Consider the following 18,770-nt stretch of genomic DNA (forward strand, 5'->3'; position numbering starts at 1 on the left):
CGGGGGGACGCGGCTGCGCCCGAACCGGGTCAGAGGGTCTGCACCGCCGCGATGCGTTCCTCGAGCTGCTCGATCGTCGCCTGGGCGCTGGGCGGGCCGCCGCAGATGCGGCGCAGCTCGGCATGGATCTTGCCGTGCGGCTGTCCGGTGCGGTGGTGTCGGGCCGCCACGAGGGCGTTCAGCTGCCGCCGCAGGGCCACGCGCCGCTGCGCCGCGCTCATCGGTGCCGGCGGGGCGGCGGTGGCCGCAGCGGACGTTTCAGCGGGCCGTTCGGCGGCTCGGCGTCGCTGCGCGGCGAGTTGCTCGGCCTGCCGCTTGGTCAGCAGCATGGCCACCTGGTCGGCGGTGAGCAGGCCCGGCAGGCCCAGGTACTCCTCCTCCTCCGGGGTACCGGCCTGGGCCGCGGTGCCGAACGACGCCCCGTCGAAGATCACCTGGTCGAGTTCGGCGGTCGCGGACAGCGCCGCGAACCGCTTTTCGAGCTCGCCGCTGGCCTGGTCGTCGCGCTGGGCACGCTCCAGCAGGTCGTCGTCGAAACCCTCCCGGTCCTTCGGCTTGCCGAGCACGTGGTCCCGTTCGGCCTCCATCTCGCTGGCGAGCCCGAGCAGGTGCGGCACGCTGGGCAGGAACACCGACGCGGTCTCCCCGGACCGGCGGGCCCGGACGAACCGGCCGACGGCCTGGGCGAAGTAGAGCGGCGTGCTGGCGCTGGTCGCGTACACGCCGACCGCGAGGCGGGGGATGTCGACGCCCTCGGAGACCATCCGGACCGCCACCAGCCACCGCTGGTCGGACGCCGCGAACGTCGCGATCCGGGCCGAGGCGCCCACGTCGTCGGAGAGCACCACGGCGGCCTTCTCACCGGTCACCTGATCGAGGAGCTTGGCGTACGACCGGGCGGCCTGCTGGTCGCTGGCGATGACCAGGCCGCCCGCGTCCGGCATGCCGGCGTTGCGCAGCACGGTCAGCCGGGCGTCGGCGGCCCGCAGCACCTGGGGCATCCAGTCACCGGCCGGGTCGAGCGCGGTCCGCCAGGCCTGCGCGATCAGGTCCTGCGTCATCGGCTCGCCGAGCCGGGCGGCCAGTTCCTCGCCGGCGTTCGTGCGCCAGCGGGTCTCACCGGAGTAGGCCAGGAAGAGCACCGGCCGCACGACGCCGTCGCGCAGCGCGTCGGCGTAGCCGTACACCGCGTCGGCGCGGGAGCGCAGCAGGCCGTCCCCGCCCCGCTCGTAGCTGACGAACGGGATCGGGTTGTCGTCGGAGCGGAACGGGGTGCCGGTCAGCATCAGCCGGCGCTCGGCCCCTTCGAAGGCGGCCTTCACGCCGTCGCCCCAGGTGCGCGAGTCCCCGGCGTGGTGGATCTCGTCGAGGACGACCAGGGTGCGGCGCGTCATCGTGCGCCGCCGGTGCACCTGCGGAGCCATGCCGACCTGGGCGTACGTGACCACGGCACCGTGGAAGTCGGCGGACGAGTGCAGGTCGGCGTTGCGGAAGGCGGCGTCGAGTTGGACGCCGACCCGGGCCGCCGCCTGCGCCCACTGGGTCTTGAGGTGCTCGGTGGGGGCGACCACGGTGACCGCCTCGACGGTGCCGTCGGCGAGCAGCTCGGCGGCGATCCGCAGGGCGAAGGTGGTCTTCCCGGCGCCCGGGGTGGCGACCGCCGTGAAGTCGGGGTCACGGCGGCGCAGGTACTCCACGAGAGCCTTGCGCTGCCACGCGCGCAGGGCCGGGAACGTCTCGAGCGCCGGCGTCCGGGCTGCCACGCGAGCTCCTCTCCGACCGCCTGAGGCGGGCACCGGCCGAGGGCCACGGGTGCCGCCGCCCATGAAAACGCCTCCGCGCAGAAGGTGCCGCGAAGGCCGACTCAGCATAACCGCGGGAGCCCCGGGACCCCACTCGACACAGCACGGGTCACACCGGCCCCGCCGGCCCCCACGGCGGGGCGGGTCAGCCTGGGGCTCCCGTCCGGGGTGGGCGGAGCGTGGCGATCGGGGCGGACCAGCGACGGCGCAGGGAGACCAGGCGGATCAGGAAGACCAGGACCGCGGCCACGGTGAGCCCGATCGTGTCGGCGTGGCCGAGCCAGTGCAGCAGGACGACGAGGACGGCGCCGACGAGCGCGGCGACCGCGTAGATCTCGCGGCGCAGCACCACGGGGATCTCGGCGGTCAGCAGGTCCCGGCCGAGGCCGCCGCCGATCGCGGTGACCATGCCGATGACGCAGGCGCCCACCGCGGGCACCTGCGCGTCGAGCGCCTTCAGGGTGCCGGTGACGGTGAACAGCCCCAGGCCGGCCGCGTCCAGCACCAGGACGGTGGTGCGCAGCTTGGCGAGCTGGGGGTGCAGCCAGAAGACACCGACGGCGGTGACCGCGGCGGTGGCCGCGTACCGCCAGTCGGCGAAGGCCAGGGGCGGAACCTCGTCGATCACCAGGTCCCGGAAGATCCCGCCGCCGAGCGCGGCCACGAAGCCGACGAAGACGACACCGAAGAGGTCCAGCCGCTTGGCGACCGCCGCCGAGGCACCGGAGGCCGCGAACACCGCGACCCCGGTGAGGTCGGCCAGCAGGAGGGCCGTGGAGGTGGTCACGGCCGCAGGTTACGCGGGCGGCACCGCCGCCCGCCCCGGTTCACTGGGCGAACGAGTCGTAGATCTCCTTGCACTTCGGGCACACCGGCGAGCCGGGTTTGGCCGCCTTGGTGACCGGGAACGTCTCGCCGCAGAGCGCCACGACGAAGGTGCCCATCACGGCACTCTCGGCGATCTTCTCCTTGCGCACGTAGTGGAACATCTCGGGACCGGTGTCGGCGTCCTTCACCTCGGGACGCTCGAGAACCTGTGTGCTCACTTCCACACCTCCAACCGCCAAGTCTGGCAGGTCACCCCGGGCCCGGTCCACTTCATGCCGTACCGGCCGAGGTCGTACGGTGGAACGTCGTGACCGACTTTCACATCCGACACGGTGCCGAGGTCGCCGACGCCCTGCGCGCCGGCCGCCCGGTGGTGGCCCTGGAGAGCACGATCGTCTCGCACGGCCTGCCCCGGCCCGACAACCTGCGGGTGGCCCGCGAGATCGAGCAGGCCGTCCGGGACGCCGGGGCGGTGCCGGCCACCATCGGCATGGTCGGCGGCCAACTCGTCGTGGGCCTCGACGACGGGGAGCTGACCCGGCTCGCCACCGTCGACGGCGTGGCGAAGCTCTCCGTACGCGATCTCGCCGTGGCGGCCGCGACCGGCGCGGACGGCGCCACGACCGTGGCCGCCACCAGCGCGGTGGCCGCGGCGGCCGGCATCCGGGTCTTCGCCACCGGCGGCCTCGGCGGGGTGCACCGGGAGGCCGCGCAGACGTTCGACGAGTCCGCCGACCTGACCACCCTCGCCCGGACGCCGATCGCCGTCGTCTGCGCGGGGGTGAAGTCGATCCTCGACGTGGGCGCCACCCTGGAGCGCCTGGAGACCCTGGGCGTGGGTGTGGTCGGCTACCGCACCCGCCGATTCCCCGGCTTCTACCTGACCGACGGCGGGTTCGACCTCGACTGGTCGGTGGACTCCCCCGAGCAGGTGGCGGCCGTGCTCGCCGCGCGTGACCAGCACGGCCTGCGCACCGGCGGGTTGATCGTGGCCAACCCGCTGCCCGCCGACGAGCAGTTGGACCCGGCGCTGCACGACCGGACCCTCGCCGACGGGCTGACGTTGCTGGAGCGTGCGGGCGTGACCGGGAAGGCGGTGACGCCCTTCCTGCTGGCGCACTTCCACTCGGCCACCGAGGGCGCGAGCCTCGCGGTCAACGTCCGCATCATCCTGCGCAACGCCGACCTCGCCGCCCGGATCGCGGTCGCGGCGTCCCGCCCGGCATGACGACACCCCGCATCATCGTCGTCGGCGACCTGATCACCGACGTGGTGGCGGTGCTGTCCGGGCCACCGGTGGCCGGGTCGGACACCTCGGCGGCGATCCGGTTCACCGGCGGCGGCCAGGCGGCGAACACGGCCGCCTGGCTGGGGGCACTGGGCGTACCGGTGACGCTGGTGGGCGCGGTCGGCGACGACGGGCCGGGCCGGGACCGGGTGGCCGAACTGGAACGCGGCGGCGTCGACTGCGCGGTCTCGCGCGTGCCGGACGCCCCCACCGGGACGGTCATCGTGCTCGCCACGGCGGACGACCGCACCATGGTCACCGAGCGGGGGGCGAACCTGCGGCTGACCCCGGAAGCGGTGGAGGCGGCGCTGGACGCGGCGCCGGACGCCGCCCACCTGCACCTGTCCGGCTACACCCTCCTCGACGCGGGGTCGCGGCCGGCCGGGCTGCGCGCGTTCGCCGCGGCCCGCGAGCGGGGCCTCACGGTCAGCGTCGACGCGGCCTCCGCGGCCCCGCTGCGGCGGGTGGGCGCGGCGGCCTTCCTGACCTGGGTACGCGGGGTCGACCTGCTGCTGGTCAACGCCGAGGAGGCGACCGTGCTGGCCGGTGGCCTGGACCCGGCGGCGCAGGGGCGGGTGCTGTCCGCGTCGGCGCGTCGGGTGGTGGTGAAGCGTGGCGCGGCTGGTGCGGTGTGGGTGGATCGGGACGCCGCGATCGCGGTGGCGCCGGCCCGCCGGATGGCGGTGGTCGACCCGACGGGGGCGGGTGACGCCTTCGCCGCCGGCCTGCTGTCGGCCTGGCTGGCCGGAGCATCGCCGGAGGCGGCGCTGCACCGGGCCGGGGACCTGGGCGCGTCGGCGGTCGGCCAGGTGGGCGCCCGACCGCCGCGCTGACCGCCGCCGGCCGCTCCGGCGGACCCCGGGCGTTGCCGGACTGTCCGACCGGTGCGGCCGTCGTCCCGACGACCGATCAGTGGCTGGCGGAGCGGGGTTCGAGCCGGGCGGATCAGGGCTCGGCGTCGATGACCTTGTGGGGCTGCTCCTCGGTGGTCAGGCTCATCGGCGGGGTCTCGTCCCGCTGCCGCGGCTGGAAGCGGCCGGCCAGGCGGTGCTGTTCCTTGGGCGGCCGGTCGTTGGCGAGCAGCACGGCGAGCCAGGGGATGAGGATCATGCCCAGGGCGACCAGCGGCAGCCAGAGCCAGAGCAGTGGGGCCTGCGCGCCGACCAGGATCGCGCCGACGATCACGCACGCGACCCGGACGCCCATCATCAGCACGTACCGCTTCTGCCGGCTGTTGAGCTGGTCGTCCTGACTGCGCGAGGCGTCGGTGATCAGGATCGGCTGGTACGCCTGATGCTTCACCGCGGACCTCCTCGAGGGGTTACGCCCCATCCTGTCACTCCGCAGGCGTGATCAGCGAGATTCGACGCAGACCAGGTCGTGTTACGACCGTGGTACGCTCGCGCCGTGGGCAGCAGGTTCAGCTTCACCGACGAGGCGCTGGCAAACCTGAGGGTCTACGACGTCACGCCGGGGGAAGTCTGGGAGGCGCTGCACAGCGGTCGGCGGGTCATCCGCCACCTGGGCGACGACGTGATGGTCGTCTACGCCTCCGCCCGTCGGGGGCGCCGGCTGGCCGTGCTGCTCGCCGAGGCCGACGGCACCGACAACGACTGGGACATCCTCTCCGCCCGCGAGCTGACCGACGTGGAGGCCAAGCGTTACGACGAGGCCGTGCGGAGAGAGCGCCGATGAGGAGGCGGTCAGCATGAACCGTGACGAGGCGGTCAAGCGGTTCCACGGCGGCGACGCTCTTGCCGACCTGATCGACGAGAGCCAGCCCGCGGAGCTGCCCACCCCGGACACCGACGGCCCGATGGTGAGCCGGTCGGTCCGGCTGCCCCTGGAGACGTACGAGCGGGTTCGCGCCGCCGCGGACGCGCGGGGCATCGGGGTGACCACGCTCATGCGGCAGTGGATCGAGGCCGGCCTGGCCGACCTGGACGACTCGGCGACGGTCTCCCTCGCCGACGTCCGGCGCGCGCTCGCCGCCCTCTCCCGCCCGACGGCCGCCTGATCCCGTCCCGCCCCTCGTCAGGCGGGGAAGGTGCCACCGCGGGAGGTCCGGCGCCCCAGTGGGGAGGCGGGCCGCTCGGGCGGCCGCCGCCGGCCGCGCAGCACGTCGGCGACCGCGACCCCGGAGAGCACCACCACGACCAGCGCCAGCGCCGCCATCGGGGGCGCCTGGGTGAGCGGCGGGACGGCCAGCGCCAGGACCACCACCGCCACGACCCGGGGCCGGGAGACGCGGCCGAAGATCTCGTACTCGAAGCGGGCCCGGGCGATCAGGAAGAGCACCGGGCCGCCGACCACGAAGAGCAGCCACACCGGCTCCAGCGGATCGAACGGGTGGTCGATCACCAGCTCGTAGCCGACGCCCGTGGCCAGCACCGCCGCGACGATGAACAGGTGGGTCTGGGTGGCGGAGGTGCCCAGCGGACCCGGCTCGCGGGCCGCGCGCAGGGCTTCGGCGAACAGGTGGCCGGCCCGGTGGAAGTAGATCCGCCAGAGCAGCGCCGTGGTGATGAACGCGAGCGCGAAGGCGAGGGCCCGATCGTCGTCGAAGTCGGGCCCGCTGTACGTCATGCCGATCACCAGGATCGTCTCGCCGAGGGCGATGAGAAACATCTGCTGGTAGCGCTCCGCGAGGTGCTCGCCCTCGATCCGCCAGCCGGACGGGCGGGCGGCGCCCAGCCGCGGGAGCGGCCAGCCCAGCGTCAGGCCCAGATAGTCGATCGTCAGGGCGAGTAGCCACAGCGGCATCCGCAGCTCGTCCGGGCCGAGCGCGCCGGCGAGCCAGGGCACCCCGCCCACCGCCGCCCAGCCGGCGAGCCGCAGCGGCACCTGCCGGCGCGGATGCCCGCGCAGCGCGGCGGCGATGACCAGCGGCCGGCCGATCATGACCGCCAGGTACGCGGCCACGAACGGCACCGCCCGCTCCTCGAAGGCCCGGGGCAGCGCCACGGCCATGACCAGGCTGCCGAACATGGTGCCGACCACGACCGCCTGGATGGCCGTCCGCTCCGGCTCGTAGCGGCTGGTCACCCAGGTGGTGAGGTTCCAGACCAGCCAGACCGCCAGGAAGAGCAGCAGCGTCTCCAGGAGGCCGTCACCCGGCTGCCGACCGGTGACGTCGTCGACGAGCCGCTGCGACACCCGGGTCAGCGCGAAGACGAGAGCCAGGTCGAAGAAGAGCTCCAGGAAGGTGGCCCGGGGTGAGCTGACCGCCGGCCGGAGCAACGCCGCGCCGCGTTCCGCCCTCGCCCCGTCCACCTGGGCTTCAACGAGCCGGGCCGGAGCCCCGTTGCGTCGTCCCGACCGCGTCACACCGACGGAGCCAGCTGCCCCCGCGCGGTGCAGGTCGGTGGCGTCAGGCCTTCGCCGCCTTCGCGGCCGCCTTCATCTGCTGCTTGTACTCCCGGACCCGGCGCAGCGACTCCGCGTCGGTGACGTCGGCGACGGACCGGTACGCGTCGGTGTCCCCGTAGCCGCCGGCCGCCTCGCGCCAGCCCTCCGGCGTGACCCCGAACCGCTTGCCGAGCAGGGCGACGAAGATCTGCGCCTTCTGCTTGCCGAACCCCGGCAGGTCGGCGACGCGGCGCAGCAGCTCACGGCCGTCGGCGACCCCGTTCCACAGCCGGGCGGCGTCGCCGTCGTACCGGTCGACGAGGACCTGGCACACCTCCTGCACCCGGGCCGCCATCGCCTTGGGGAAGCGGTGCAGCGCCGGTGGGGTCGCGAAGAGGGCGACCAGGGCCTCGGGGTCGTACCCGGCCAGCTCGGCGGCGTCCGGCTCGTGCCCGAGGCGCTGGGCGAGCACGTACGGCGAGGAGAACGCCTTCTCCATCGAGACTTGTTGGTCGAGCACCATGCCGACGAGCAGCGCCAGCGGGCTGCGCCGCAGCAGCGCGTTGGCCTCCGGTTCGATGGGCAGCGCGAGCGTCATGCTCTCCATCCTGCCCCTCGACCGGGCCCTCGGGCATCCCGACCACCGGCCGGTACGGCGATGCGTGATCCAACCGGCACTCCGATTCACGATGAGGTTAGCCTGTGCTAACTTCACCCCGGTCGCGCCTGCCGTCGTCCGTCGACTCCCTGGAGGGTCCGCATCGTGTCCCCAACGTTCCGCCGGTCCACCACGACGCTCGTCGCGGCCGGGCTGCTCGCCGTCGGCCTGGTCGCCTGCGGGTCCGGTGAGGACGACGCCGCCGACCCCGGCAAGCCGAACGACAAGGTCATCACGGTCTACAGCGGCCGCAACGAGCAGCTGATCAAGCCGCTGCTGGACAAGTTCAGCCAGCAGACCGGCATCAAGGTCCAGACCCGGTACGCCACCACCGCCCAGCTCGCGGCGCAGCTCGTCGAGGAGGGCGACAAGTCCCCCGCCGACGTGTTCCTGGCGCAGGACGCCGGCGCGCTCGGCACGGTGGCCAAGAAGGGCATGTTCGCCACGCTGCCGGAGGCGGCCACCGGCAAGGTCGCCGAGGCGTACCGGGCGCGCAGCGGCCAGTGGGTCGGCGTGAGCGCCCGCTCCCGCGTGCTCGTCTACAACGCCGACCAGGTCACGACCGACCAGCTCCCGACGTCCGTCTTCGACCTGACCGGCCCGACGTGGAAGGGCAAGGTCGCGATCGCTCCGACCAACGCCTCGTTCCAGGCCTTCGTCACCGCGATCCGGGTGCAGCACGGCGACCAGAAGGCGAAGGACTTCCTGGCCGGCCTCAAGGCCAACGAACCGCAGATCCGGGACAACAACATCAAGATCGTCGAAGAGGTCAACGACGGCAAGGTGGCGGTCGGCCTGGTCAACCACTACTACCTGGGCGAGATCGCCAAGGAGCAGGGCACCACCCCGGAGGCGATGAAGGCCAAGCTGCACTTCTTCCCCGGCGGCGACACCGGCGCGCTGGTAAACGTGGCCGGCGTCGGGGTGCTCAAGCGCTCCACCGAGGACGCCGACGCCAAAGCGTTCGTCGACTACCTGCTCGGCGCGGAGGCCCAGCAGCACTTCGCCGAGGAGACCTTCGAGTACCCGGTGGTGACCGGCGTCCCGGGCCCGGCGTACGTGCCGCCGCTGGCCGAGCTGAAGGTACCGGCCATCGACCTGAACGACCTCGACACGCTCGAGGCCACCGTCGCCATGATCACCGAATCGGGGCTGGTGCCCTGACCAGTCCGACGACCACCGCAGGGCCGGTCCTCGACGGGCCGGCCCTGTCCCGCGTACGCGGGAAGGCACGCCGGCTGGCCCCGCGCCCGGCGCTGCTCGCGGCCTCGACCGCGGCGGTGGCCGTGGCCCTGCTTCCCCTGGTATACCTCGCGGTCCGCACCGCCGAGGCGGGGCTCGACCGGCTCGCCGCCGAGCTGTGGACCGAACGGGTCGCGCTGCTCGCCCTCCGCAGCCTCGGCCTGGCGGCCGTGGTCACCGCCGCCTGCGTGGTACTCGGCGTCGGCGCCGCCTTCCTGGTCACCCGCACCGACCTGCCCGGCCGGCGGACCTTCGCCGTGCTGGCCGCGCTGCCGCTGGCCGTCCCCACCTACATCGCGGCGTTCGCCTGGGTCTCCACGGTCGACGGGCTGGAGGGCTTCTGGCCGGCGGCGCTGGTGCTGACGCTCTGCTCGTACCCGTACGTCTTCCTGCCGGTCGCGGCCGCGCTGCGCGGCGCGGACCCGGCGCAGGAGGAGGTGTCGCGGTCGCTGGGCCGATCCGGCTGGCAGACGTTCACCGCCGTGACCCTGCGGCAGATCCGCCCGGCCACCGCCGCCGGCGGGCTGCTGGTGGCCCTGTACGTGCTCTCCGACTTCGGCGCCGTGTCGATCCTGCGGGCGGACACCTTCACCCGAGCCATCTTCATCGCGTTCGACCTGGGCTTCGACCGCACCGGCGCCCTGGTGCTCTCCAGCGTGCTCGTGGCCCTGACCGTGCTCCTGCTCGCCGCCGAGACGGCGACCCGCCGCCGGGGCGCCCGGTACGCGCGCCTCGGCGGCGCCCGCCGCCCACCGGCCCGCCTGCGGCTCGGCGCGGTCCGCTGGCCGGCCCTGGCGGCGTTGCTCGGCGTGGCCGCACTCGCCCTCGGCGTGCCCGCGGTCAGTCTGGCGCAGCGCCTGGTCACCGGGGTGTCCCGCCCGGGCGCCCTCACCGAGGTCGCGGTCGCCGCCGGCAACTCGCTCACCGTCTCCCTCGCGGGCGCGGCGCTCATCATGCTGCTGGCCCTGCCGCTGGGGCTGCTCGTCGCCCGGGCGCCCGGCGTGCTGACCACCGTCCTCGACCGGCTCGCGTACCTCGCCCACGCCCTGCCCGGCGTGGTGATCGGGCTGTCGCTGATCTTCCTCGGCATCGCCGTCGCGTACCCGCTGTACCAGACCCGGTGGCTGCTGGCGCTGGCGTACGCGACGCTCTTCCTGCCCCTCGCGGTCGGCGCGGTCGCCGCAGCCGCCGCCCAGTCCCCGCCCGGGCTGGAGGAGGTCGCCCGCTCCCTCGGCCGGGGCCCGCTGACCGTGCTGCGGACGGTCACCCTGCCGCTGACCCTGCCCGGCATCGGGGCGGGCGCGGCGCTGGTCTTCCTGACCGGCATGAAGGAGCTTCCCGCCACCCTGCTGCTGCGCCCGACCGGGACGGACACGCTCGCCACCGAACTGTGGACCGCGACGTCCGTCGGGGCGTACGCGGCCGCGGCCCCGTACGCGGCGCTGCTGGTGGCGATCTCGGCGCTACCCACGTGGCTGCTGGTCGCCCGCAGCGGCCTGCTGGACAAGGAGGACCACGGATGAGCGAGGTCGTGCTGGCCGGTGTGGTCAAGCGGTACGGCGCGGTCACCGCGCTGGCCGGAGTGGACCTCACCGTGCCGTCCGGGCTGCTCACCGCCGTGCTGGGGCCGTCCGGCTGCGGCAAGACGACGCTGCTGCGCTGCCTCGCCGGGTTCGAGCGGCTGGACGGCGGCGAGATCCGCATCGACGGCACCCCGGTCGCCGGGGCCGGCCGGCACGTCCCCGCGCACCGCCGCCGCATCGCCGTCGTACCGCAGGAGGGCGCTCTCTTCCCGCACCTCAGCGTCGCCGACAACGTGGCGTACGGGCTGGACCGCGCGGCCCGCCGGGGCGACCGGGTCGAGGAGGTGCTGGCTCTGGTGGGTCTCGCCGGCTACGGCGACCGGATGCCGCACCAACTCTCCGGCGGGCAGCAGCAGCGGGTCGCGGTGGCCCGGGCGCTCGCGCCCCGCCCCTCCGTGGTGCTGCTGGACGAGCCGTTCAGCGCCCTCGACGCCGGGCTACGGGCCGGGCTGCGCCACGACGTGCGGGAGGCGCTGCGCGCCGACGGCGCGACCGGGGTGCTGGTCACCCACGACCAGGGCGAGGCCCTGTCGGTGGCCGACCGGGTGGTGGTGCTGCGCACCGGTCGGGTGGTGCAGGCCGGGACGCCGACAACCGTGTACCGGGAACCCGCCGACGAGTGGGTGGCGGGCTTCGTCGGCGACGCCGTCCTGCTGCCGGCGGTCGTCGAGGACGGCAGCGCCCGTACGCCCCTGGGTGTGGTGCCCGTCGCCGGCGCCGCACCGGCCGGCCCGGTGACCGTTCTGGTCCGCCCCGAGCAGGTGCGCGTCACCAGCCGCCCCGGCCCGGTCACCGCGACCGTGCTGCGGCACGACTTCCACGGGCACGACGCGCTGGTCGGCCTGCGGCTCGCCGACGGCACCCGGGTCACCGCCCGGATCCTGGACGGCGGCCCGGCGGTCCCGATCGGCGCCGAGGTCGGGGTGACCGTGGAGGGCACCGCCCGCGCCTTCCCGTCCCGAACCCCGTCGCCCCGCACCCTGACCGCGGCCTGACCGCGGCGCGGCGACGACGCGGCGTGGCGTGGCGCACACCGGGCGGGCCGCAGGCGGCCCACCCGGTGTGCCGGCGGGTCAGTTCACCACGAAGCGGGTCAGTTCACCACGAAGAGGAGGCGGTTCGGCGAGCCCGAACCCGGGCTGGTGACCTTGCCGGTGGTGGCGTTGCTGGTCAGGTAGCTGCCGACCTGCGACGGGCTCCACGACGGGTTGGCCGAGAGCACGAGGGCGGCGGCGCCGGCCACGTGCGGTGCGGCCATCGAGGTGCCGCTCAGCGTGGCGGTCGCGGTGTCGCTGGTCCGGTACGCGGACAGGATGCTCGACCCGGGCGCGAAGATGTCCAGGCAGGATCCGTAGTTGGAGAACGACGAACGGGCGTCGCTGCTGGTGGTGGACCCGACGGTGAGCGCCGACCGGGTACGGGCCGGCGAGTAGTTGCAGGCGTTCGCGCTGGAGTTGCCGGCGGCCACCGCGTACGTGATGCCGGAGGCGACGGAGTTGGCCACCGCGTTGTCGAGGGCGCTGCTGGCACCGCCGCCGAGGCTCATGTTGGCCACCGCGGGCTTCACGGCGTTGGCGGTCACCCAGTTGACCCCGTTGACGACGCCGGTGATGGTGCCGCTGCCGGAGCAGTTCAGCACCTTCACCGCGACGAGCCGGACCTGCTTGGCGACGCCGTACGTCGAGCCGCCGACCGTACCGGCGACGTGGGTGCCGTGCCCGTTGCAGTCGGTGTTGTTGCTGTCGACCGTGTTGGTGCCCCAGGTGGCCCGGCCGCCGAACTGCGTGTGCGTGGTGCGGATGCCGGTGTCGATGATGTACGCCCGGACGTTGGAGGCGGTGTTCGGGTAGGTGAAGCTGCGGCTCAGCGGCAGGTTGCGCTGGTCGATGCGGTCCAGGCCCCAGGGCGGGTTGGACTGCGTCGCGGTGGCGGTGAGCACCTTGTCCTGCTCGACGTACGCGACGGCCGGGTCGGCGGCCAGCCGGCGCGCCTGGCCGGCGGTCATCGTCGCGCTGAAGCCGGTCAGCGCCGCGCTGTACACGTCGCGGACGCTGCCTCCGTACCGTTTCACCAGCGTCGCGGCCCGGTCCGGCACGGCCGTGCGGGCGGTGGCGGACCCGGCGGTGCCCACCGTGTCCCCCTCGAGGACGACCAGGTAGCTCCCGCTGATGGCGGTCGGGGCGCCCGCGCCCCGGATCTCGCCGGTCGGCGCCGCCTGCGCCGGGGTGGTGACGGCCGCCGCGACGGCCACGGCGGTGGCGGTGACGGCGAACGCCCGGGTGAGGCGCCGTGGAACGAACCCTGCTGGCATCGTCTGCCTCCCTGCTCGGCACGCCGGGCTCGTGGCCGGGGCGGCGTGCCATCGACGGTCAGTGCTGGTCATGCTAGCCATTACATAGATGTACGTCACTCGCATGTTCATCAATTGAAGGCGGGTCCGGCGGGTGGCGCGGTCCCGGCCCGACGCGCGAGGCAGGATGACGACGTGGACGAACACGACATGCTGCTCTCCCCCAGCGGAGTGGCGGCGCTGCGGACCGCGCTCACCCGGGCCACCTTCACGTCGAACGGCATCGCCGCCCGACTCGGCGCGCAGGCCACCGGCGGGGTGGCCCGCAACGACTTCCGCGCCGCGCTGCGCGCCACCGAGGACGGCGACCCGCTCGCCACCCTGATCCGGGTCTTCATCTGCGAGCAGACCGAGCCGGAGGCCGCCGTCGCCGCCGCGCTCGCGCCCCTGCCGATCGAGGAGGCGCTCGCCGGCGGCCTGGTCGAACGGTACGGTGACGGGCTACGGATGGGCCTGGACCTGGAACCGTACGGGGACGACTGGTGGGTGCTCGCCGACGTCCCGGCGAGCGCCCGGCCCGGCCGCCCCCTGCACGCCGAGCACGTGCTCGGCATCGGCGGCGCCACCCAGACGCTGATCGGCGCGACCGTCCGGCGGCCGGTGGAGACCGCGCTGGATCTGGGGACCGGCTCCGGCGTCCAGGCCCTGCACCTGTCGACCCACGCCGGGAGGGTCACCGCCACCGACGTCTCCGAGCGAGCCCTGCGTTTCGCCGCCACCACCGCCGCCCTCAACGGCCAGGACTGGGAGCTGCTGCGCGGCGACATGGTGGCCCCGGTCGCCGGCCGCCGCTTCGACCTGGTGGTCAGCAACCCGCCGTTCGTCGTCGGCCCCGGCACCACCACGCACGTCTACCGCGACTCCGGCCGGGTCGGGGACGCGATCGGCGCCGAACTGGCCGCCGCCGCGCCGGGCCTGCTCACCGAGGGCGGCACCATGCAGTACCTGGCCAACTGGGTGCACGTGGCCGGCGAGGACTGGGCCGAGCGGGTCACCGGATGGTTCGCCGGCACCGGGCTGGACGCCTGGGTGATCCAGCGTGAGGTCGCCGACCCGATGGCGTACGTCAACCTCTGGCTCACCGACGTCGGCGAGGCGGCCGACCCGCGGCGGATGGCCGAGTGGCTGGACTGGTTCGACGCGCACAAGGTCGAGGCGATCGGCTTCGGCATCGTGTCACTGCGCCACGCCGGCCACGACGCCCCGGTCGTCCGTGTCGAGAACCTGCGCCAGCGGGTGGAGGCACCGCTCGGCGACCGCGTGGCGACGTGGTTCGACCGCCAGGACTGGCTCCGCGTACGCGGGACCGACGAGCTGCTCGCGTCGCGCTACCGGGCCGCCGACGGCCTCCAGCTGCGGCAGGAGGCGACCATGGGCGACGAGGGCTGGGCCGTCGACCGGCAGGTGCTCGCGATGCCGCACGGCCTGCGCTGGACCGAGGAGATCGACCCCCTCGTCCTGGCCCTGGTCGGCGGGGCGGACGGGCGGCTGCCGCTGCGCGACCAGCTGGCCCTGCTCGCCGCCGCGCACGACGTGGCTCCCGAGGAGCTGGCCGAGGCGGCCGGCCCGATCGTGGCCCACCTGGTCGAGCGGGGCTTCATCGAGCCGGTGGACGCCTGATGCCGGCCGCGGCAGGGCCGACCGGGCGCCGCCGGGTCGCGGGAGGGCCGGCCGGGGCCGGGAGGGCCGGCTGATGCGGGCGGTGGTGCAGACGGTCGGCCGGGCCAGCGTGACGGTCGACGGCGAGGTGGTCGGCGCGATCGACGAGGGGCTGCTGGTGCTGCTGGGCGTCACCCACGCCGACACTCCGCAGATCGCGCAGACCATGGCCCGGAAGGTGCACGAGCTGCGCATCCTGGACGACGAGCGGTCCGCCGCCGACACCGGCGCGCCGATCCTGGTGGTCAGCCAGTTCACCCTCTACGGCGACGCCCGCAAGGGCCGGCGACCGAGCTGGACGGCGGCCGCCCCGGCGGAGGTCGCGGAACCCCTGGTCACGGAGGTCGTCGAGGCGCTGCGGGCCCGCGGCGCCAAGGTGGAGACCGGCCGCTTCCGCACCCACATGCTGGTCGAGAGCGTCAACGTCGGCCCCCGCACCGTCCTCCTGGATCTCTGACCACCCCGCCCAACATCCGTTGATCATGAAGTTAGCGGGGATCTTGCCCCTTGTGGAACCCGCTAACTTCATGATCGACGAGGACTGGGCTCAGAAGAACAGGCCGCGGCGCTGAAGGGACTGACGGAGCCAGGCGTCGAGCTGGGCGGTCCAGTCGGTGCGGTCGGCCGTCGCGTGGTCGATCGTGAAGCGGCCGAAGGTGTCCCGCCCCTCGGTGAACAGGCCACCCCGCTTGTCGAGTTCCAGGACCACCTGGATCTGCTGCGGGTCGGTCACGAAGGTGACCTCCAACTGCTTGATGGCGTTCGAGTACTGGGGCGCCGGGTAGAACTCAATCTCCTGGTAGAACGGCAGCGTCTGCCGTACGCCGTAGATGTGGCCGCGCTCGACGTCGGCGCGGGCGAAGCGGAAGCCCAGCCGGAGGAAGGCGTCCAGGATCCGCTCCTGCGACGGGAGCGGGTGCACGGCCACCGCGTCCAGGTCGCCCTTGTCGACCGCGCGGGCCACCTCCAGCTCCGTACGCAGGCCCATCGTCATGCCGTGCAGGTGCTGGCCGTACAGCTCGGTCAGCGGGGTCTCCCAGGGCACGTCGAAGCGGAACGGAATGTCGTACCGCTGCCCGGCCTCCAGCCGGAACGCGCCGGTGGCGTGCTGGCGGTGGAACTCCTGCGTGGTCTCGTAGTCGTTGTCACCGCTCTCCACCTCGACGCGGGTGACCAGGCCCAACGCCACGTACGTGACGTCGACCGGGTGGTCGCCGCCCGCGACGTGGACGGTGCCCTCCAGTTGGCCGCCGGGGCGGCAGTTCGGGTTCGCCAGGACGGTTTCCACCGAGGGACCACCGACACCCATCGCCTGCATGAGCCGCTTGAAGACCACGACGCCCTCCATCACCTGTGCCGAGGTTCGCCGGCGGTCGCCCCTACTGGCCCGGTGCCGGCAGCCGGCCGCTCCGGCCGGTCGCTGGCACGGTAACCGGGCCCGGCAAGGGTCACCCGTCGACGACACGCCCGGTGGGATTCCTGTCGGGTCCCCGATCGCCTCACTCCCGTTTTACGCCCCGCCCGCCAAGCTGTTTGTCAACCGGCACCACCGGGCCGGATCACACGGCACAGACGTGGACACGGGGAGAGACGAAAGATGGCCCTGCAGATGATGGAGCACCGGATGCGCCCGGCCGGCACGATCGAGACCGACCATGGCACCGAGACCCTGACCGACCTGGACGCCACCGACGAGCGTGGCGTCTCCACGGACCTGGTCCGGGCATACCTCAACGGCATCGGCAAGACCAAGCTGCTGACCGCCGCCCAGGAGGTCGAGCTGGCCCGTCGCATCGAGGCCGGGCTCTTCGCCGAGGAGAAGCTCGCCACGTGCACGCCCGTCTCGGCCGGGCTGCGGGCCGACCTGGAGCTCGTCGCCGCCGAGGGGCGGGCCGCCAAGGACCACCTCCTGGAGGCGAACCTGCGCCTCGTCGTGAGCATCGCCAAGCGGTACACGGGCCGCGGCATGGCCTTCCTCGACCTGATCCAGGAGGGCAACCTCGGCCTGATCCGCGCGGTCGAGAAGTTCGACTACACCAAGGGCTACAAGTTCTCCACCTACGCCACCTGGTGGATCCGCCAGGCCATCACCCGCGCCATGGCCGACCAGGCCCGCACCATCCGCATCCCGGTGCACATGGTCGAGCAGGTCAACCGGATGGTGCGGGCCCGCCGAGAGCTGGCCGTCGCGCTGGGCCGGGAGCCCACCGTGGCCGAGGTGGCGCGGGCGCTGGACGTGCCCGAGTTCCAGGTGATCGAGCTGATCTCGTACGACCGCGAGCCGGTGAGCCTCGACCAGGCGGTCGGCGAGGACGGCGAGAGCGCACTCGGTGACTTCGTCGCGGCGGTGGACCCGGCGGCCGGCCCGGACGAGGCGGCCGCACACGGCGAGCTGCGCCAGGAGGTGAGCATCGTGCTCGCCACCCTCTCGCAGCGTGAGCAGGCGGTGATCCGGCTCCGGTTCGGGCTGGACGACGGCCGGCAGCGCACCCTGGACGAGGTCGGGAAGGAGTTCGGCCTGTCCCGCGAGCGGATCCGGCAGATCGAGAAGGTGACGCTGCTCAAGCTGCGCGCCCCGGAGCGGGCGCAGCGGCTGGAGGCGTACGCCTGCTGACGTGCGTCCCGACGACGGCCCCGGCGGTTCGCCGGGGCCGTTCGTCGTACCCGGTGCTTGACCCGTCCGCCCGGGCCAGATATAAACCACCTGGTTATAGAACCAGGAGGTTATGCATGCCGGGGACGGACCTGGATTCGACGTTCGCCGCGTTGGCGGACCCGACGAGACGTGCCATCCTCGCCCGGCTGGCCGCCGGCGAGGCCACCGTCACCGAACTCGCCGCGCCCTTCGCGATGAGCCAGCCGGCGGTCTCCAAGCACCTCCGCGTTCTCGAACGGGCCGGGCTGGTCAGCCGCGGGCGGGACGGGCAGCGGCGGCCGTGCCGGCTGGAGGCCCGGCCGCTGCGGGACGCCACCGCCTGGCTCGCCGACTACCGGGACTACTGGGCCGAGAGCTACCAGCGCCTCGACGCCCTGCTCGACGAGTTGCGCGCCGCCGGGGACGCGGGTGGTTCCCGATGAGTACGGCCGACGATCCGCTGGTGGTGTCCGCTCCCGGCGACCGGGAGATCGTGCTCAGCCGGCTGTTCGAGGCACCGGTGCACCTGGTCTTCGCCGCGTTCACCCGCCCCGAGCTGCTCCGCCAGTGGTACGGCGCTCAGGGCTGGCGGCTGGTCGAATGCGAGGTGGACCTGCGGGTCGGTGGCCGCTGGCGGTTCGTGTCGCAGGGGCCGGACGGCGAGCGGATGGGCCAGGGTGGGGTGTACCGCGCCGTCGACCCGCCGCGCCTGCTGGTCGGCACCGAGCTCTTCGACGACCAGTCCTACCCCGGCGAGACGCTGGTGCGGCACGAGTTCACCGAGCTGGCCGGCCGTACGACCGTCACCACCACCCTCCGCTACGCGACCCCGGAGGGTCGCGATCGGGTGCTGCGGTACCCGATGGCCGGCGGCGTCACCGAGAGCTTCACGCGGCTCGCCGAGCTGCTCGCAACGACGACATCAGGAGAGAGCATGAACTGGACCCTGGAAGTGGTGGTCGTCCCGGTCTCCGACATCGACCGGGCCAAGGCGTTCTACGCCGACCAGCTCGGCTTCAACGTCGACCACGACACCGTGGTCGACGAGGACGTCCGCATCGTGCAGCTGACCCCGCCCGGCTCCGGCTGCTCCATCGTGATCGGCAAGGGCGCGGTGCCGGACATGCTGCCCGGTTCGCTCAAGGGGCTCCAGCTGGTGGTGCCGGACCTGCACAAGGCCCGCGCGCAACTGGTGGAGCGCGGCGTCGACGTCAGCGAGATCCAGGTGCTGGGCAGGAACCCGCGCCCGGTGCCGGACCCGCTGGACAACGTCGGCTTCGTCTTCTTCAGCGACCCGGACGGCAACTCCTGGGGCGTCCAGCAGATCAGCAGCCGCGCCTGAGGCGGGTTAGGAAGGGACCCTTGTACAACACCAGG

At 73.7% G+C, this 18,770-nt stretch carries 20 protein-coding genes and 1 pseudogene; 13 read left to right on the plus strand and 8 right to left on the minus strand.

The features are described from left to right. Positions 1–29 precede the first annotated feature (29 nt). From AB0873_RS00955 to AB0873_RS00965, 3 genes are all read right to left on the minus strand, one after another. Positions 30–1,763 carry a DEAD/DEAH box helicase gene (locus tag AB0873_RS00955; protein ID WP_366597883.1) on the minus strand — a complete coding sequence of 578 codons (1,734 nt, stop codon included), beginning with the start codon at positions 1,761–1,763 and terminating at the stop codon, positions 30–32. 184 nt (positions 1,764–1,947) lie between these two features. Continuing rightward, positions 1,948–2,589, minus strand: a complete 642-nt coding sequence (locus AB0873_RS00960) for a TRIC cation channel family protein (RefSeq protein ID WP_366597884.1) — start codon at positions 2,587–2,589, stop codon at positions 1,948–1,950. 40 nt (positions 2,590–2,629) lie between these two features. Beyond that, positions 2,630–2,854: a DUF3039 domain-containing protein gene (locus tag AB0873_RS00965; RefSeq protein ID WP_196255745.1), complete on the minus strand. Its 225-nt coding sequence runs from the start codon at positions 2,852–2,854 to the stop codon at positions 2,630–2,632. Between the two features lie 83 nt (positions 2,855–2,937). Here AB0873_RS00965 and AB0873_RS00970 point away from each other — a divergent pair, with 83 nt between their 5' ends. Together AB0873_RS00970 and AB0873_RS00975 are read left to right on the plus strand one after the other, a co-directional pair. Further along, on the plus strand, positions 2,938–3,858 hold the full coding sequence (locus AB0873_RS00970; RefSeq protein WP_366597885.1) for a pseudouridine-5'-phosphate glycosidase: 921 nt from the start codon (positions 2,938–2,940) through the stop codon (positions 3,856–3,858). Continuing rightward, positions 3,855–4,751 carry a sugar kinase gene (locus AB0873_RS00975; RefSeq protein ID WP_366597886.1) on the plus strand — a complete coding sequence of 299 codons (897 nt, stop codon included), beginning with the start codon at positions 3,855–3,857 and terminating at the stop codon, positions 4,749–4,751. The genes AB0873_RS00970 and AB0873_RS00975 overlap by 4 nt, the downstream gene beginning before the upstream one ends. A gap of 112 nt (positions 4,752–4,863) precedes the next feature. On the opposite strand, the gene AB0873_RS00980 is transcribed toward AB0873_RS00975, so the two are convergent. Then, positions 4,864–5,220, minus strand: coding sequence for a DUF3099 domain-containing protein (locus AB0873_RS00980; protein WP_155333442.1), 357 nt, complete (start codon positions 5,218–5,220; stop codon positions 4,864–4,866). A 105-nt stretch (positions 5,221–5,325) separates the two neighbouring features. Here AB0873_RS00980 and AB0873_RS00985 point away from each other — a divergent pair, with 105 nt between their 5' ends. Both AB0873_RS00985 and AB0873_RS00990 read left to right on the plus strand, forming a co-directional pair. Next, complete coding sequence (locus AB0873_RS00985) at positions 5,326–5,613, plus strand: hypothetical protein (RefSeq protein ID WP_230688834.1); 288 nt, start codon at positions 5,326–5,328, stop codon at positions 5,611–5,613. 13 nt (positions 5,614–5,626) lie between these two features. After that, positions 5,627–5,935, plus strand: coding sequence for a hypothetical protein (locus AB0873_RS00990; protein ID WP_155333444.1), 309 nt, complete (start codon positions 5,627–5,629; stop codon positions 5,933–5,935). 17 nt (positions 5,936–5,952) lie between these two features. Here AB0873_RS00990 and AB0873_RS00995 read toward each other — a convergent pair whose 3' ends face one another. Together AB0873_RS00995 and AB0873_RS01000 are read right to left on the minus strand one after the other, a co-directional pair. After that, positions 5,953–7,191 (minus strand): low temperature requirement protein A, encoded by a 1,239-nt coding sequence (locus AB0873_RS00995; protein WP_366597887.1) that lies wholly within the window; start codon positions 7,189–7,191, stop codon positions 5,953–5,955. Positions 7,192–7,288: 97 nt separating this feature from the next. Beyond that, the gene (locus AB0873_RS01000) at positions 7,289–7,864 is read right to left on the minus strand and encodes an HhH-GPD-type base excision DNA repair protein (protein ID WP_366597888.1); all 576 of its coding nucleotides are present in this window, start codon (positions 7,862–7,864) and stop codon (positions 7,289–7,291) included. A gap of 162 nt (positions 7,865–8,026) precedes the next feature. Here AB0873_RS01000 and AB0873_RS01005 point away from each other — a divergent pair, with 162 nt between their 5' ends. Genes AB0873_RS01005 through AB0873_RS01015 form a run of 3 tightly spaced genes read left to right on the plus strand, consistent with a single transcriptional unit; the run spans position 8,027 to position 11,744 of the window. Beyond that, the gene (locus AB0873_RS01005) at positions 8,027–9,088 is read left to right on the plus strand and encodes an iron ABC transporter substrate-binding protein (protein WP_366598047.1); all 1,062 of its coding nucleotides are present in this window, start codon (positions 8,027–8,029) and stop codon (positions 9,086–9,088) included. Between the two features lie 44 nt (positions 9,089–9,132). Then, the gene (locus AB0873_RS01010) at positions 9,133–10,689 is read left to right on the plus strand and encodes an iron ABC transporter permease (RefSeq protein WP_366598048.1); all 1,557 of its coding nucleotides are present in this window, start codon (positions 9,133–9,135) and stop codon (positions 10,687–10,689) included. Continuing rightward, complete coding sequence (locus AB0873_RS01015) at positions 10,686–11,744, plus strand: ABC transporter ATP-binding protein (protein WP_155333449.1); 1,059 nt, start codon at positions 10,686–10,688, stop codon at positions 11,742–11,744. Before AB0873_RS01010 ends, AB0873_RS01015 begins: the two co-directional genes overlap by 4 nt. 98 nt (positions 11,745–11,842) lie before the next feature. On the opposite strand, the gene AB0873_RS01020 is transcribed toward AB0873_RS01015, so the two are convergent. Next, a complete protein-coding gene (locus AB0873_RS01020) occupies positions 11,843–13,060 on the minus strand; it encodes a S8 family serine peptidase (RefSeq protein ID WP_366597889.1) in 1,218 nt (405 codons plus the stop codon). A 174-nt stretch (positions 13,061–13,234) separates the two neighbouring features. Between AB0873_RS01020 and AB0873_RS01025 the strand changes: the two genes are divergently transcribed. Further along, on the plus strand, positions 13,235–14,719 hold the full coding sequence (locus AB0873_RS01025; RefSeq protein ID WP_366597890.1) for a methyltransferase: 1,485 nt from the start codon (positions 13,235–13,237) through the stop codon (positions 14,717–14,719). Between the two features lie 73 nt (positions 14,720–14,792). Further along, complete coding sequence (gene dtd / locus AB0873_RS01030; RefSeq protein ID WP_366597891.1) at positions 14,793–15,215, plus strand: D-aminoacyl-tRNA deacylase; 423 nt, start codon at positions 14,793–14,795, stop codon at positions 15,213–15,215. A 90-nt stretch (positions 15,216–15,305) separates the two neighbouring features. Here the strand turns inward: dtd and AB0873_RS01035 are convergent, their stop codons facing one another. Beyond that, complete coding sequence (locus AB0873_RS01035) at positions 15,306–16,094, minus strand: sporulation protein (RefSeq protein ID WP_366597892.1); 789 nt, start codon at positions 16,092–16,094, stop codon at positions 15,306–15,308. A gap of 273 nt (positions 16,095–16,367) precedes the next feature. On the opposite strand from AB0873_RS01035, the gene sigB reads away from it, so the two are divergent. From sigB to AB0873_RS01055, 4 genes and pseudogenes are all read left to right on the plus strand, one after another. Next, entirely contained in the window at positions 16,368–17,372 is a 1,005-nt protein-coding gene (sigB, locus tag AB0873_RS01040) for an RNA polymerase sigma factor SigB (protein WP_155334362.1), read from the plus strand. Between the two features lie 116 nt (positions 17,373–17,488). Continuing rightward, positions 17,489–17,836 carry a metalloregulator ArsR/SmtB family transcription factor gene (locus AB0873_RS01045; RefSeq protein ID WP_366597893.1) on the plus strand — a complete coding sequence of 116 codons (348 nt, stop codon included), beginning with the start codon at positions 17,489–17,491 and terminating at the stop codon, positions 17,834–17,836. Then, a pseudogene (locus AB0873_RS01050) lies at positions 17,833–18,309 on the plus strand (SRPBCC family protein); the annotation flags it as partial. The gene AB0873_RS01045 and the pseudogene AB0873_RS01050, both read left to right, overlap by 4 nt. A gap of 18 nt (positions 18,310–18,327) precedes the next feature. Next, on the plus strand, positions 18,328–18,735 hold the full coding sequence (locus tag AB0873_RS01055; protein ID WP_366598049.1) for a VOC family protein: 408 nt from the start codon (positions 18,328–18,330) through the stop codon (positions 18,733–18,735). Positions 18,736–18,770: the final 35 nt, after the last annotated feature.

The sequence above is a fragment of the Micromonospora sp. NPDC047707 genome (assembly GCF_040704235.1).
Taxonomy (GTDB): domain Bacteria; phylum Actinomycetota; class Actinomycetes; order Mycobacteriales; family Micromonosporaceae; genus Micromonospora.